Origin of the sequence: Shinella sp. 838, assembly GCF_029623935.1 — a bacterium.
Taxonomy (GTDB): Bacteria; Pseudomonadota; Alphaproteobacteria; order Rhizobiales; family Rhizobiaceae; genus Shinella.
Window position 1 is genome coordinate 50,047 of sequence record NZ_JARSBQ010000015.1, and the last position, 13,517, is coordinate 63,563.

Below are 13,517 nucleotides of genomic sequence, written 5' to 3' on the forward strand. Positions count from 1 at the left end.
CGCGGCGTCAAGAGCCCATCGCTTGCAAGACGCTTTCGCCCAACAGCAGACCGGACCGCCATGAAGATCAAACGCATCGAGACCTTCTCAAACCGCTATGTCGGCTTTGTCCGCATCACCGACGAGACCGGCGCGACCGGCTGGGGCCAGGTCTCGACCTACAATGCCGACATCACGTCAGAGGTGCTGCACCGCCAGGTCGCGCCCTATTCGCTCGGCACCGAGATCGTCGATCTCGACGATCATCTCGACCGCATTTTCGAGCGTGAGCACAAGTTTCCGGGTTCCTATCTCTGCCGCGCCATGTGCGGTCTCGACACGGCGATCTGGGACCTGCGCGGCAAAAAGGCTGGCAAGCCGGTCGCGGCACTGCTCGGCGGGTCGGCCGGCCCGCTGCGCGCCTACGCTTCCTCTATGAAGCGCGACATCACGCCGGCCGACGAGGCCGAACGCTTCAAACGGCTGCGCGGCGAATACGGTTTTGACGCCTTCAAGTTCCGCGTCGGCGCAGAGTGCGGCCGCAACGAAGACGAATGGCCGGGCCGGACGGAGGAGATCATCCCGACGATCGCCAAGGCCGTCGGCGAAGGAGCCGATCTGCTCGCCGACGCCAATTCCTGCTATTCGCCCGCCCGTGCCATCGACGTCGGCAGGATCATGCAGGACAACGGCCTCGTGCATTACGAGGAGCCCTGCCCCTATTGGGAGCTCGAACAGACCAGGCAGGTGAGCGAGGCTCTCGACATCGACGTCACCGGCGGCGAGCAGGATTGCGACCTGCCGACCTGGCGCCGCATGATCGAGATGCGCGCCGTCGACATCGTGCAGCCGGATATCTGCTATCTCGGCGGCATCAGCCGGACGCTGCGCGTGGTGCGCATGGCCGAGGCCGCCGGAATTCCGGTGACGCCGCACGCCGCCAACCTTTCCATGGTGACGCTCTTCACCATGCACCTGCTGCGCGCCATCCCGAATGCCGGCAAGTATCTCGAATTCTCCATCGAGGGCGAAGACTATTACCCCTGGCAGGACGGCCTCTTCCGCAAATCGCCCTATGCCATTGTCGACGGCAAGGCGACGGTGACGGAAGAGCCCGGCTGGGGCGTCGAAATCGATCCGGAGTGGCTGGCGCGCGCCGGCTACCAGATGAGCGAGGCGAATTGAGATGAGCACGAACACCCTCGTCGGCGAATATTTTGCGAACGGCACGCTTGCCGGCCTGCCCAAAGGCCATTTCATCAACGGCGCCTTCGTCGCCGCCTCCGGCGGGCGCACGATGGAGACGTTCGATCCCGGCTCCGCCCGCGCCTACCATGCCTTCGCCGCCGGTGACGGCAGCGACGTGGACCGCGCCGTCGCCGCCGCCCGCCGCGCCCAGCGCGCCTGGGGCCGCACCAAGGCGAGCGCCCGCGGCGCGATTCTGCTGCGCGTTGCCGAACTCATCCGGGCGGAGGCCGCGCGGCTTGCCGTGGTGGAAAGCCTCGACAGCGGCAAAGCGCTGCAGGAGGCGGAAGGCGACGTCTCCGGCGCGGCGCGCTGCTTCGAATATTATGCCGGCGCGGCCGACAAGATCCAGGGCGACACCTTTCCGCTCGGCACCGACTATATCGGCTATTCCATCGAGGAGCCGGTCGGCGTCACCGGCCATATCATCCCCTGGAACTACCCGCTCTCGACGGCCGCCCGCAGCATCGCCCCGGCGCTCGCCGCCGGCTGCACTGTCGTCGCCAAACCGGCCGAACAGACGCCGCTGACGGCGCTGATGCTCGCCGATATTCTCGCCCGCGCCGGGCTTCCGGCCGGTGTCTGCAACGTCGTCACCGGCACCGGTGCGGAGGCCGGCGGGCCGCTGGTGTCGCATCCGGATGTGCGCCACGTCACCTTCACCGGCTCCGTGCCGACGGGGATCCGCGTGATGCAGTCGGCCGCCGCGAACGTCACCAGCGTCGTGCTCGAACTCGGTGGCAAGTCGCCTGTCATCGTCATGGCCGATGCGGACATGGACGCCGCCGTGGAGGGCGTGCTCGGCGCAATCTACGAGAATGCCGGGCAGATCTGCTCGGCGGGCTCGCGCCTCGTCGTCGAGTGCGGGGTGCATGCGGAACTCGTCGAACGCCTCGCCAGGCGCGCGACCGGTCTCAAGCTCGGCCATGGCCTTCGCCGCCCGCAGGTCGGCGCACTCAGCTCGCTTGCCCATCTCGACAAGGTTGCCGGCTATGTCGAGGGCGCGCGCGACCGCGGCGTCACTATCGCCGCCGGCGGCGAGCGGACGGCGGACCCCGAAAGCGGCTCCGGCTGGTTCTTCAAACCGACGATCCTCGATGCGGTGCAGTCGGACGATCCCGTCATCCAGGAAGAGATTTTCGGACCGGTGCTCTCGGTACAGGTGGTCGAAAGCGAGGAGGAAGCTGTCGCTGTAGCGAACGGCACGGATTTCGGCCTCGTCGCTGGCATCTACACACGCGATTTCGGCCGCGCCCACCGCATGGCGCGCGATATCGACGCCGGCCAGGTCTACATCAACGAATATTTCGCCGGCGGCATCGAGGTGCCCTTCGGCGGCAACAAACTCTCCGGTTTCGGCCGAGAGAAGGGCTTTGCCGCGTTGCGCAGCTACACGCGCACGAAAAGCCTGACGGCGAAGATAAGCTGAGCGTCATAATGGTCTTACGGCAAGGAGATAATGGACCTTTCGAGCAAGCCAATCTCGTCCTTTGATGCCAGTGGCTCGAAATCGGGAATGAGAGCGTCATCGCCGGGAGTGAGATGGCCCTCAGCAGAAAAGAATGCCGGAAAAAGGCGATTTTCAACAGCCAAACGGAAGAGGAGAACAGCATGAAATCGACATTCGCGCTCGCCGCGACGACGGCGCTCGCCCTGTTCATGGCAGGCACCGCACAGGCCGAAACCCTGCGCCTGCTCACCTGGGGCGGATATGCGCCCGACAACGTCATAAAACTTTTCGAGGAGGCGAACCCCGACATCACCGTCGAGGTAACGCTGTCCAACAACGAGGAGATGATCGCAAAGCTCCGGGCGACCGGCGGCGCCGGTTACGACCTTGCCCAGCCGAGCCATGACCGTATCTTCGCGGCCCAGCAGGAGTACAATATCTACAAACCGCTCGACCTCTCGAAGATCGAGACGGCAAACCTTGCGCCCAACCTTCTTGAAGGCGTGAAGGCCAATGCCACCATCGACGGCCAGCTCTATGCCGTGCCGCACCAGTGGGGCACGTCCGGCATCGTTGCGGACGTTTCCAAGGCGCCTGGTGTCAAGGGCTGGGGCGACCTCTGCAATCCCGAATACAAGGGCCGCACCTCGATGCGCCTGCGCCGCACGATCCTGCTTGGCACGGCCTTCTCGCTCGGCAAGGACCCGTTCGCGCTCTATGCCGACAAGGCCGCCTACCAGACGATGCTCGACGAGGTGACGGAAAAGCTGATCGCCTGCAAGGACAACGTCAAGACTTACTGGAACGGCGGCGACGACCTGTCGACGCTGCTTCTCTCGGGCGAAGTCGTCGTCTCGGAAGCCTGGGATTCCACGGCCTTCAAGCTCTTCGGCCAGAACAAGAACCTCGTCTACGTGCCGCCGGAAACCGGCGCGCTCGCCTGGATCGACACCTTCGTCATCCCGCGCAAGGGCGAGGCTGACGATGCCGCCTACAAGTGGATCAACTTCGTCATGAAGCCCGAGATCGTCAAACTTATGTCGGATTCAACGGGCGCCATCGCCGCCGTCAGCAACGGCATCGATCTCCTGCCCGACGAGAAGAAGGCCGCCGTCAACGCCGCCTTCGACGAGAAGGACCTCGCCAACCTCAAGTTCTTCGCCAATATCCCGGCAGGGCTCGAGGACATGGAAGGCAAGGCGCTGGAGCGCATCAAGGCCGCGACGTCCAACTGATCGCCTCCCAAGGCAAGTCTGGCCGGCCGGGGATGTCCTTGGCCGGCTGCTTTCCAGATGCCCGCGCACGCGCGCGGCGAGCAACGAGCCCTCCATGCACGATCTTCAATGCGAAAGCCTGGTGAAGCGCTTCGGCGCCTATACCGCCGTCAACAGCGTGTCCTTCAACGTCCCGCGCGGATCCTTCTTCTCGATCCTCGGCCCGTCGGGCTGCGGCAAGACCACGCTGATGCGCATGATCGCCGGCTTCGAGACGCCGACGAGCGGCGATATCCGCATCAAGGGGCAATCCGTGCTTTCGACGCCGCCGAACAAGCGGCCCGTCAAGATGGTGTTCCAGCATCTCGCGCTCTTCCCGATGATGAATGTCGGCGAGAACATCGCCTATGGCCTGCGCTGCCGCGGCGAGAACAAGGCCGATATCGCCCGCAAGGTGGCGGCGGTGCTCGATCGCGTCGGCCTGCCCGGCACGGCGGAAAAGCAGGTCTCCCAGCTCTCCGGCGGCCAGAAGCAGCGCATCGCGATTGCCCGCTGCATGGTGCTGGAGCCGGATGTGCTGCTGCTCGACGAACCGCTCGGCGCGCTCGACCTGAAACTGCGTGAGCGCATGAAGATCGAGCTGAAACAGCTCCAGCACCAGTTCGAGACGACCTTCCTCTACATCACCCACGACCAGTCGGAAGCGCTTTTGATGTCCGACAACGTCGCCGTCATGAACGCCGGCCAGTTCGAGCAGATCGGTGCGCCGCAGGAACTCTACAACAACCCGAAGAGCGGCTTCGTTGCGGGCTTTGTCGGCGACAGCAACCGCTGGCCCGGCCGCGCGCTTTCGCTCGCCGACGGCAAGGTGCGCGTGGCGATCGACGGTGGCGGTGAGGCGATCGCCTTTGCCGGTGACGCGCGCATAGCGGCAGGAGGCCCGGTCGAGCTTTTCGTGCGCCCGGAGGTCATCTCGATCGGCGCGGGCAGCGAGAACACGCTTCAAGGCACCGTCGAAAGCCTGCTATTCAACGGCGCGAGCAGCCGCATTCTCGTGCGCATGGCGAACGGTCATCTGGTCGAGGTCGGCCAGGCGGTGATGGACGGCTCGGTCAAGATCGCGCCGGGCGAAACGGTCGGGATCGGCTGGAGCCACAACCACGGCCGCGCCTTTTCCGTTGCGAGGTGAGAGCAATGGCACGCACGGACATCGGAAAACTCTCCTTCATCCTGCTCTTCGCCCCCTTCGCGCTGTGGATCGCGCTTTTGATCATCCTGCCGCAGCTCGGCATCGGCTATATCTCGCTGCGTGAAAAGGTGGGGCCTGGCGAATACACGTTCGGCTTTGCGAACTACATCGCCTTCCTCTCGGAGCCGATCTACTGGAACACGCTGCTGCGCACGGCCTGGATGTCGATCCTCGTCACCGCCATGGCGCTCGCCGTCGGTTTTCCCGTCGCCTATTACATCGCAAAAATCGCCCAGCGCCGCTCGCGCGCCGCACTCTTCCTGATGTGCCTCATCCCGCTTTGGGTGAGCGACCTCGTGCGTGCCTTCGGCTGGATCGTCATCCTGCGCGAGACCGGCCTTGTCTCCAGCTTCCTGCAGAAGATCGGCCTCGTCAGCGGCCCGGTGGAACTGCTCTACAACGACGCCACCGTCGTCATGGGCCTCGTCTATACGGTCGTGCTCTTCATGATCGTGCCGCTCGTCTCGACGCTCGACGGCATGGACAATTCGCTGATCGAGGCGGGCTACAATCTCGGCGGCAGCCGCTTCACCGTCTTCCGCCGCATCGTCGTGCCCTATGCCATGCCGGGCATCGTCGCCGGCTGCATCATCGTCTTCATGCTGACGGCGGGCAGCTATCTCACGCCCATCCTGCTCGGCGGCAAGAACAGCATGTGGTTCACCGAGCAGATCTACGAACAGTTCGTGACGCGCTACAACTGGGAATCCGGCGCGACCTTCGGCGTGCTGCTGCTCGTCTTCACCTCGTTCGTCGTCTGGCTCGGCCTGCGGCTGACGGGCCAGAGCCTCGCCTCCACCGTCGCAAAGGACTGACCATGAACGTCGCGGCCCCGCAATCGCCCCTGCTGCAATGGCTCTATCGCGGCTACATGCTGGCGTTCCTCGCCTACCTCGCCGCGCCGCTCTTTGCCGCCGGCATGTTCGCCTTCAACGATTCTATGTTCCCAGCATTGCCCTGGAACGGTTTCACGCTCGACTGGTTCTTCAGCAGCACCGAGCCGAAGATCGGCATGTTCCACGACCGGCGCCTTTTGCGCGGTCTCGAAAACTCGCTCTATATCGGCGTGATCGTCTCCGCGCTCGCCGTCGCCGCCGGCACCTGCAACGCCTTCCTCTTCGAGAGAAAGCAGTTTCCGGCCAAGAATTTCTTCTACATCCTGATGATCGTGCCCCTGGTCATTCCCGGCGTCATCCTCGGCATCTCGATCCTCGTCTTCGCCAGCATGATCGCCAACGGCCTCGAAGAAACCTTTGGCATCGAGTGGGATTTTCTGCGCCCCGGCCTGTTCCTCGTCATCCTTGGCCAGTTCTCGTTCCTGACGACCATCACCTCGCTGGTCATCGCCGCGCGCCTTCGAAAATTCGACATCTCGCTGGAGGAAGCCGCGCTCAATCTCGGCGCGACGCGGCTGCGCGTGCTGATGACGGTGACGCTGCCCTATCTGATGCCCGCGCTGTTCTCCGCCTTCGTCGTCGCCTTCCTCGTCTCCTTCGAGAATTTCAACACGACGCTGATGCTGGTCGGCTCCGATGCGCCGCTGACCATCACCATGTACGACCGCATGGTGAAGGTCGGTTCGACGCCGGTGCTGAACGCCGTCTCGTTCTTCCTGATGGTGGGGTCGGGGGCGCTGGCGCTGCTGAGCGTCGTGGTGCAGCGCGGCAAGGCGTGATCCGCCTAACCGGGCAGATGCGCCTCTTGGACGAGCGCCTGCTTGAGCCGCGCCGTCTCCAGGCCGAGCTCGATGAAGCGGTGTGCATGGCGGGCGAGGGCGACATTGTCGTCCCACAGATTGCGCCAGATCGCCGTCTTCAGCGAAAGGTCCTTGTCGACGATCGTCGTGGAGAAGGATTCGAAGGTAACGTAGTCGTCCCAGCCGATGGCGGTGAGCGCATCGAAGATCACCGTGAAGTCGATCGTGCCGGTGCCGAGATAGCCACGATGGCTCTCGCCGATATGCAGGTAGCCGATCTTGTCGGCCGCGTGGCGGATGGCAAGGCCCACATCGGCTTCCTCGATGTTCATGTGGAACGTGTCGAGGTGCAGAAGGACATTCGAGGCGCCGGTATCGCGGATGTAGGCCATGCCCTGTGCGGCGGTGTTCAGCATGTTGCTCTCGAAGCGGTTGACGATTTCGAGATTGAGCGTGACGCCGGTTGCCTTGGCCCGCTCCGCCACCTTGGAGAGCGCGGCAACGCTCGTGTCCCAGCCCTTTCTCGACAGGCTGTGCTCCTGCTTGCCGTGGGCGGAGCTGAGGATGCCGGCGAGTTTCGTGCCGCCGAGGTCGCGCACCAGCGCCACGGCCCGGTCGAGGATATCGACGCCATGGGTGACGATTGCCGGATCGGCGCTGGAAATGTCGCCCTCCGGCGGCAGGCCCATGCTGATCGCGACGTCGAGACCGAGTTCCCCAAGCCGGCGGGACAGCCATTTCACGTCGACCTGGCGAGGGTCCAGATAGGAGAACTCGATGAGCTTGTAGCCGAGCTGATGGGTGTACTCGAGCGCTTTCTCAAGCTCGCCCTGCGAAGAGCCAGCGCTCCAGACGAAGGAATGGACACCAATTTTCGACATAACCGGCCGCTCTCTGAAAGGAATGAAGCAAGGGGCGGCCGGGCACACCGCTTGCGCGAATGCGCCCGGCCTCTGGGAGGTGTGTTTAGCGAGCTGCGGTCCAGCCCTTGTAGTCCTTGATGTTGTCGGCCGTGATGAGCTGCGGGTCGAGCAGCACGACGGGTTCGGCCGGCTTGTTTCCCTTCAGCACCTCAACGCCGAGCTGCAGCGCCTGGCCAGCCATGACATAGGGATCCTGCGAGGCGGAGGCCTTGATCATGGAATTGCCGCTGGCAAGTGAGGTCTCGATGTCGGGCGCGCCGTCGACCGCGGTAAAGAAGAATTCGCTGCGGTTCAGCTGCTTGGCGGCGAGCTCGGCGCCGATCGCGGTCGGGTCGTTGATGGCGAAGACGGCGTCGATCTTGTCGAAGCGGGTCAGCAGGCCCTGCATCACGGCAAGGCCACCGTCACGCGAGCCCTGGCCGTTCTGGTCGTCGGACAGGATCTTGATGTCGGCATGTTTGCCGAGCGCGCCCTTGCAGCCCTCAACACGCTCGAGGATCGAGGAAGAGGCCGGGCCGTTGATGATGACCACGTCGCCCTTGCCGCCGAGCTTGTCGGCGATGTAGTTGCAGGCCTCTTCACCCGCCTTGACGTTGTTGGTCATGACGGTGACGTCGGCGCCGGGCGCCGACACGTCGAAGGCGGCGACGACGACGCCGGCGGCCTGCGCCTTCTTTACGGCGGGGGCGATGGCCTTCGCATCGACAGCGTTCAGCATGATGATATCGACGCCGGCGGCGATGAAGCTGTCGACCTGGGAGACCTGCTTGTTGAGGTCATAGTCGGCCGAAACGGAGATCACTTCGACATTCGGGTTGATCTCCTTGGCCCGGTCCTCGATGCCCTTGATGGTGGCGACGAAGAACGGGTTGCCGAGCAGGCCGACCGAGATGCCGATCTTGTTGAGGTCCTTGGCGGCTGCGGGCATGGCGATCGCGGCGGCCAGTGCGGTGCCGACGAGCAACTTTGGCATAAGACGCATGTTTTCCTCCTTTGGTGGCGTTTTTCGCCGTTGTTTCCGGTGACGACCGGTTCGTTCAGCCGGGCTCAGGTCCGGCTAATGCCCTTGAGCCTGTAGCGATCGAGGCCGACGGCGACGATGATGACAAGGCCCTTGATGATGTACTGCCAGATGTCGGAAACCCCGACGAGGATGAGGCCGTTGGAGAGCACGGCGATAATGAGCGCACCGATCAGCGTGCCCCAGATGGAGCCGACGCCGCCGACGAAGCTGGTGCCGCCGAGGATGACCGCCGCGATGGCGTCGAGCTCGTAGGCCTGGCCGAGCTGCAGGCCGTTGGCCGCATAGAGCCGGGCGGCCGACATGGCCCCGCCGAGGCCGGAGAGCAGACCCGACATCGAATAGACGAAGAGCAGGACCAGCGGCACCTTGATGCCGGTGAGCCGAGCGGCCTCTGCATTGCCGCCGACGGCATAGATCCAGGTGCCGAGCACGGTGCGCTTGAGGATGAACCAGGAGGCGATGATGGTCGCGATGGCGATAATGGCAAGCCACGGTACGCCGAACAGCGTTCCGTTGCCGATGAAGTCGAAGGGCAGGTCCGGGTTGAAGACGGTCGTGTCGCTGCCGAGCAGGCGCGCGACGCCGCGGATCGCCGTTAGCGAGCCAAGCGTCACGATGAAAGGCGGGAGTTTCAGCCAGGCGATGATGGCGCCGTTGAGGAAGCCGCAGGCAAGGCCCGCAGCGATCGCCGCCGGAATGCCCAGCATGCCGAGGTCGGGCACCAGCGAGACGATGACCGCGATCATCGCCGAGGCGGCAAGGATCGAGCCGACGGAAAGGTCGATGCCGCCGGTCAGGATGACGAAGGTCATGCCGGCGGCCAGCACCGTGTTGATCGAGGCTTGCTGCATGACGATCGACAGGTTGCCCACCGACAGGAAGCGCCCGGAGAGCAGATGAAAGCCGATCGCCAGCAGCACGAGCACCGGCAGCATGCCGAGCGCCGTCAGCGTCGATCGCAGTTTCAGCCTGTCCATCCGGGCGTCTTCGGTTTCGCTTGCAGCCATGGTTCCGTCCCGTTCTTTGCGTTTCGCCTCGTTCGTCAGGCGGCTTGGCCGGCTGTGCCGGTCGCCAGCGCCATGATCGCTTCCTGCTCGATCGGCTGTGCCACTTCGCCGGCGATGCGCCCCTCGCGCATCACCAGGACGCGGTCGGCGATGCCGAGAATCTCCGGCAGGTCGCTGGAGATGACGACCACGGCAATGCCGTTCTCGGCGAGCGCGTCGATGATGCGGTAGATTTCCGATTTGGCGCCGACATCGACCCCGCGCGTCGGCTCGTCGAGAATGACCGCCCGCGGCTTCGTCTCCAGGAGGCGTGCCAGAAGCGCCTTCTGCTGGTTGCCGCCCGATAGGGCGCCGACATTGATCTGCGTGCCGGGGGTGCGGATTGACAGGGCCTTGACGGCCGCGAGCGCCCGGTCCCGTGCCCTGGCGAAGTTCAGGACGCCACCGGCCTTCGCATCCTCAGCGATGACGCCGATATTGATGTTGTCGCTGATCGACATGTCGAGGAAGAGGCCCAGTGCCTTGCGGTCCTCCGTAAGATAGGCGATGCCGGCATCGAGCGCGTCGCGCGGCGTGGCGATCGCGAGCGCCTTGCCGTTCAGCATCACCGTCCCCGTCGTCCGGCGGTCCGCACCGTAGACAAGACGGGCAAGCTCCGTACGGCCCGAACCGACGAGGCCGGCGATACCGAGGACTTCGCCCGCCCGCACCTCGAAGGAGCAGTCGTGCACGCGCACACCGTCGCCGACATTGTCCACCGACAGGACGGCGGGGCGCGCGCCCTCGGCCTGCCGGTGTTCCTTCTTGTAGAACGAGGAAAGGTCGCGGCCGACCATCATGGAAACCAGCGTGTTCGCGGAAAGGCCGGCCCGTTCCAGCGTGCCGACATAGGCCCCGTCGCGCAGCACGCTGACGCGGTCGGAGAGCTGGTAGATCTCCTCCATGCGGTGGCTGATATAGATGACGGCGATGCCATCGGCCTTGAGCCGGGCGATAACGTCGAACAGCCGGTCGGTCTCGCGCGTCGTCAGTGAGGTCGTCGGCTCATCCATGACGATGATGCGCGCCCTGGTCGTCAGCGCCCGCGCGATTTCCACCATCTGCCGCTCGCCGAGCGAGAGTTCCCCGACGCGGTGGGCGGGGGAAAAGCTGATGCCAAGCTGTTTCAGGATGGGCTCGGCCCGCCGGCGCATCTCGGCGCGGTCGGCAAGGCCGAAGCGTGCAGGCTCGTTGCCGAGGAACATGTTCTGCGCCACCGACAGGTTGGGGGCGAGCGAAAGCTCCTGGTAAATGACGGCGATGCCATGGGCCTTGGCCTTCAGCGGATCGCCGAGCGTCACCGGTTCCCCGCCGATCAGCACTGCGCCACCGGGATCGGCCGTATAGGCGCCCGACAGGATCTTCATCAGCGTCGACTTGCCCGCGCCGTTCTCGCCCATCAGCGCATGCACCTCGCCGGCATGCACGGTCAGGTTCACATGTGACAGGGCCTTCGATGCGCCGAACGTCTTGCTGATGTCGCGCATCTCCAGAAGGGCAGGGGCGTTCGTCCGTTCCGTCATGCGCGCTTCTCCTTTCGGGGCGCGGCCTGCATCGCTTCGACTTGCCGGCGCCATTCCCGCCTGTAGGCGTCGAGCTCGGCAAGGGCGGCCGGCGTGGCGACCGCGCAATCGTTGACGAAGGGGTTGTGGCCACGGTCCTCGAAGACGAGGGCCGCCGCGCCGAAGGCGCTGCCTTCCGGGTTGGCGCTGATGTGCACGGTCTGCGCGGGGCGCAGGGCCGCGAGGATGGCAGCATAGAGCCCCGTTTTCACCAGCCCGCCATCGATAACGATCGTATTGTCGGAGCCGATGAGATCGAGCGAAAGATCGGTCATCAACGCGACGTAGAGCAGGGCCGCGGCCGCGCGCTCCTCGCTCTCGACGGTTGGTCCGGAAAAGTGCCCGGCGTGGCCCGGCACTGGGCCACCGGCAGCGAAGGAGGGCAAGGCGAAGGCGCGTTTTGCCATGACGGATGCCAGCGCCTCTTCGCGGACCGGCCGCGTCCAGCCGCCGCTCGCCAGGTCATACTCCCGCCCACCCATGAAGCGGATGGTTGCGATCGGTTGGCGATCGATCGTGACATTCGCCAGCATGTCGCGCGTCTGGTCGAGCCGTTCGAGGGGGCTTGCAGAATTGAAGACGATCACCCAGGTGCCGGTCGAGACCAGCGTGAAATCGGTAAAGCCGAGCGAGCGGTAGAAATAGAGTGCCGCATTGCTGTCGTGCACGCCGTTGTGCACCGCGATCTCCACCGTGCGGCCGTCGCCGAGCGTGACGGCGTGTGTGCCGATCACGGCGCCGGCGCGGGCAAAGCCAGGCATCTTGCCACGCCAGCCCATCTTGTCGACGAGGCTGCTGAAATCGTCCTTCAGCGGTGCCCAGAGATTGGAATGGCAGCCGAGATAGGAGACTTCCGAGACCTTCCGGCCGGAAAACGTCCAGCTCCAGAACTGCGGATAGGCGAGGATTGCATCGGCCTTCTCAAGGAGGTCCGGTTTACGCGCGTCCAGCCAGAGGAGGTGGCGTCCATAGTTGAAGCCGAGGGGCAGCGGAGGCGAGAAGGTCTCGCGGAAATCCGGCGCCATGGCGTCGATGCGGGCGGCGATTTCGGTGGGCGGCTCCTGCTCGTAGTCGAGGATGGGGTGGGCAAGCGCGTCGCCGGCGGCCAGCGCGAAGGTGCAGCCGTGACCGGAAAAGATGATGCGGTCGACACCATAGCCGGCGACGATGCGGGCAAGCTCCCCCTTCATCCAGGCAAGCAGCGCCGCATCATCCAGAACGTGTAGGTCAGCCTCGTCCCGCCAGACCGGGCGGGTACGTGCCTCGTCGATGACCTTTCCTTCGCTGGAAATGACGAAGAGCTTGGAATTTGTCTTGCCGAGATCGAAGACGGCGATGGGGGCGATGCTCAACTGGTCCCTCCCGTCCGTGCGATCAGGATGGTGACGCCGGCATCCTCCAGCATTCTGGCGGCGGCGTCCGTCAGGCCGTCATCGGTGATGATCGTGCCGATGCGCGAGAGCGGCAGCGCGACGTTGCGCGGCTGGATGGAGAACTTGCGGCTGTCGGCGAGCAGCACGATCTCGTCGGCGCAGGCCGACAGCTCGCCGATCACCTTGACCAGCAGCGGATGTGATTCCAGCAGCCCCTTGCTGCTGATGCCCTGCGTGCCGAGGAAGAAGCGCGAGGCGAAGAAGGCGGGCGAACCGGCGGCGCTGTCATGGATGATGCCCGGTTCGCGATAGAGTTCGCCGCCGGCAAGAGAGAGCTGGCAGGTGCCGTGCTCACCGAGATGGGCGGCCAGCGGCATGGAATTGGTCCAGATGCGCAGGTTGCGCTGCGCGAGCAATATGCCGAGCTGATAGCAGGTCGAGCCCGCATGCACGATGATGGAATCCCCGTCGCGTACGAGATCGGCCGCCGTTGCGGCGATGGCTCGCTTTGCCTCCACGGCGATGTCGCGGTTTTCGTCATAGGGTTTTGCCGATAGGCGCCCACTGTCGGCCGCCTCGCTGGCGGAGATCCCGCCATAGACTTTCCGCGCCCGGCCGAGCTCGTGCAGCTTGTCGATGTCGCGGCGGATGGTGGCGGGCGACACGCCGAGATGCTCCTGGAGATCCCGCACCGAAGCGAAGGGCGTCTCGCGCAGAAGATCTATGATGGCCTTGTGGCGCTCGGTGTCGTTCACG

Annotated in this window: 12 protein-coding genes; 6 read left to right on the forward strand and 6 right to left on the reverse strand. The window is 64.8% G+C overall.

Annotation, left to right across the window (positions count from 1 at the left end):
* Window positions 1-60: 60 nt before the first annotated feature.
* From P9A16_RS29985 to P9A16_RS30010, 6 genes are all read left to right on the forward strand, one after another.
* The gene (locus P9A16_RS29985; protein WP_023514629.1) at window positions 61-1,164 is read left to right on the forward strand and encodes a mandelate racemase/muconate lactonizing enzyme family protein; all 1,104 of its coding nucleotides are present in this window, start codon (window positions 61-63) and stop codon (window positions 1,162-1,164) included.
* Between the two features lies 1 nt (window position 1,165).
* Window positions 1,166-2,653 carry an aldehyde dehydrogenase family protein gene (locus P9A16_RS29990; RefSeq protein WP_024270721.1) on the forward strand — a complete coding sequence of 496 codons (1,488 nt, stop codon included), beginning with the start codon at window positions 1,166-1,168 and terminating at the stop codon, window positions 2,651-2,653.
* A gap of 182 nt (window positions 2,654-2,835) precedes the next feature.
* The gene (locus tag P9A16_RS29995) at window positions 2,836-3,909 is read left to right on the forward strand and encodes an extracellular solute-binding protein (RefSeq protein ID WP_023513133.1); all 1,074 of its coding nucleotides are present in this window, start codon (window positions 2,836-2,838) and stop codon (window positions 3,907-3,909) included.
* A gap of 94 nt (window positions 3,910-4,003) precedes the next feature.
* Entirely contained in the window at window positions 4,004-5,077 is a 1,074-nt protein-coding gene (locus P9A16_RS30000) for an ABC transporter ATP-binding protein (protein ID WP_023513132.1), read from the forward strand.
* Window positions 5,078-5,082: 5 nt separating this feature from the next.
* On the forward strand, window positions 5,083-5,952 hold the full coding sequence (locus P9A16_RS30005) for an ABC transporter permease (RefSeq protein WP_023513131.1): 870 nt from the start codon (window positions 5,083-5,085) through the stop codon (window positions 5,950-5,952).
* 2 nt (window positions 5,953-5,954) lie between these two features.
* Window positions 5,955-6,812: an ABC transporter permease gene (locus tag P9A16_RS30010; protein ID WP_023513130.1), complete on the forward strand. Its 858-nt coding sequence runs from the start codon at window positions 5,955-5,957 to the stop codon at window positions 6,810-6,812.
* A gap of 5 nt (window positions 6,813-6,817) precedes the next feature.
* Here the strand turns inward: P9A16_RS30010 and P9A16_RS30015 are convergent, their stop codons facing one another.
* From P9A16_RS30015 to P9A16_RS30040, 6 genes are all read right to left on the reverse strand, one after another.
* Window positions 6,818-7,714, reverse strand: a complete 897-nt coding sequence (locus tag P9A16_RS30015; protein ID WP_023513129.1) for a sugar phosphate isomerase/epimerase family protein — start codon at window positions 7,712-7,714, stop codon at window positions 6,818-6,820.
* An 85-nt stretch (window positions 7,715-7,799) separates the two neighbouring features.
* Entirely contained in the window at window positions 7,800-8,738 is a 939-nt protein-coding gene (locus P9A16_RS30020; protein ID WP_023513128.1) for an ABC transporter substrate-binding protein, read from the reverse strand.
* 65 nt (window positions 8,739-8,803) lie between these two features.
* On the reverse strand, window positions 8,804-9,787 hold the full coding sequence (locus P9A16_RS30025; RefSeq protein WP_023513127.1) for an ABC transporter permease subunit: 984 nt from the start codon (window positions 9,785-9,787) through the stop codon (window positions 8,804-8,806).
* Between the two features lie 35 nt (window positions 9,788-9,822).
* Window positions 9,823-11,349 (reverse strand): sugar ABC transporter ATP-binding protein, encoded by a 1,527-nt coding sequence (locus P9A16_RS30030; protein WP_023513126.1) that lies wholly within the window; start codon window positions 11,347-11,349, stop codon window positions 9,823-9,825.
* Complete coding sequence (locus tag P9A16_RS30035; protein ID WP_023513125.1) at window positions 11,346-12,740, reverse strand: FGGY-family carbohydrate kinase; 1,395 nt, start codon at window positions 12,738-12,740, stop codon at window positions 11,346-11,348. Before P9A16_RS30035 ends, P9A16_RS30030 begins: the two co-directional genes overlap by 4 nt.
* Window positions 12,737-13,516 carry a DeoR/GlpR family DNA-binding transcription regulator gene (locus P9A16_RS30040; protein WP_023513124.1) on the reverse strand — a complete coding sequence of 260 codons (780 nt, stop codon included), beginning with the start codon at window positions 13,514-13,516 and terminating at the stop codon, window positions 12,737-12,739. The genes P9A16_RS30035 and P9A16_RS30040 overlap by 4 nt, the downstream gene beginning before the upstream one ends.
* Window position 13,517 lies beyond the last annotated feature (1 nt).

Bases quoted from the DNA above. Each gene is read 5' to 3' on its own strand.
- P9A16_RS29985 (WP_023514629.1), top strand. From the start codon at position 61: ATGAAGATCAAACGCATCGAGACCTTCTCAAACCGCTATGTCGGCTTT.
- P9A16_RS29990 (WP_024270721.1), top strand. From the start codon at position 1,166: ATGAGCACGAACACCCTCGTCGGCGAATATTTTGCGAACGGCACGCTT.
- P9A16_RS29995 (WP_023513133.1), top strand. From the start codon at position 2,836: ATGAAATCGACATTCGCGCTCGCCGCGACGACGGCGCTCGCCCTGTTC.
- P9A16_RS30000 (WP_023513132.1), top strand. From the start codon at position 4,004: ATGCACGATCTTCAATGCGAAAGCCTGGTGAAGCGCTTCGGCGCCTAT.
- P9A16_RS30005 (WP_023513131.1), top strand. From the start codon at position 5,083: ATGGCACGCACGGACATCGGAAAACTCTCCTTCATCCTGCTCTTCGCC.
- P9A16_RS30010 (WP_023513130.1), top strand. From the start codon at position 5,955: ATGAACGTCGCGGCCCCGCAATCGCCCCTGCTGCAATGGCTCTATCGC.
- P9A16_RS30015 (WP_023513129.1), bottom strand. From the start codon at position 7,714: ATGTCGAAAATTGGTGTCCATTCCTTCGTCTGGAGCGCTGGCTCTTCG.
- P9A16_RS30020 (WP_023513128.1), bottom strand. From the start codon at position 8,738: ATGCGTCTTATGCCAAAGTTGCTCGTCGGCACCGCACTGGCCGCCGCG.
- P9A16_RS30025 (WP_023513127.1), bottom strand. From the start codon at position 9,787: ATGGCTGCAAGCGAAACCGAAGACGCCCGGATGGACAGGCTGAAACTG.
- P9A16_RS30030 (WP_023513126.1), bottom strand. From the start codon at position 11,349: ATGACGGAACGGACGAACGCCCCTGCCCTTCTGGAGATGCGCGACATC.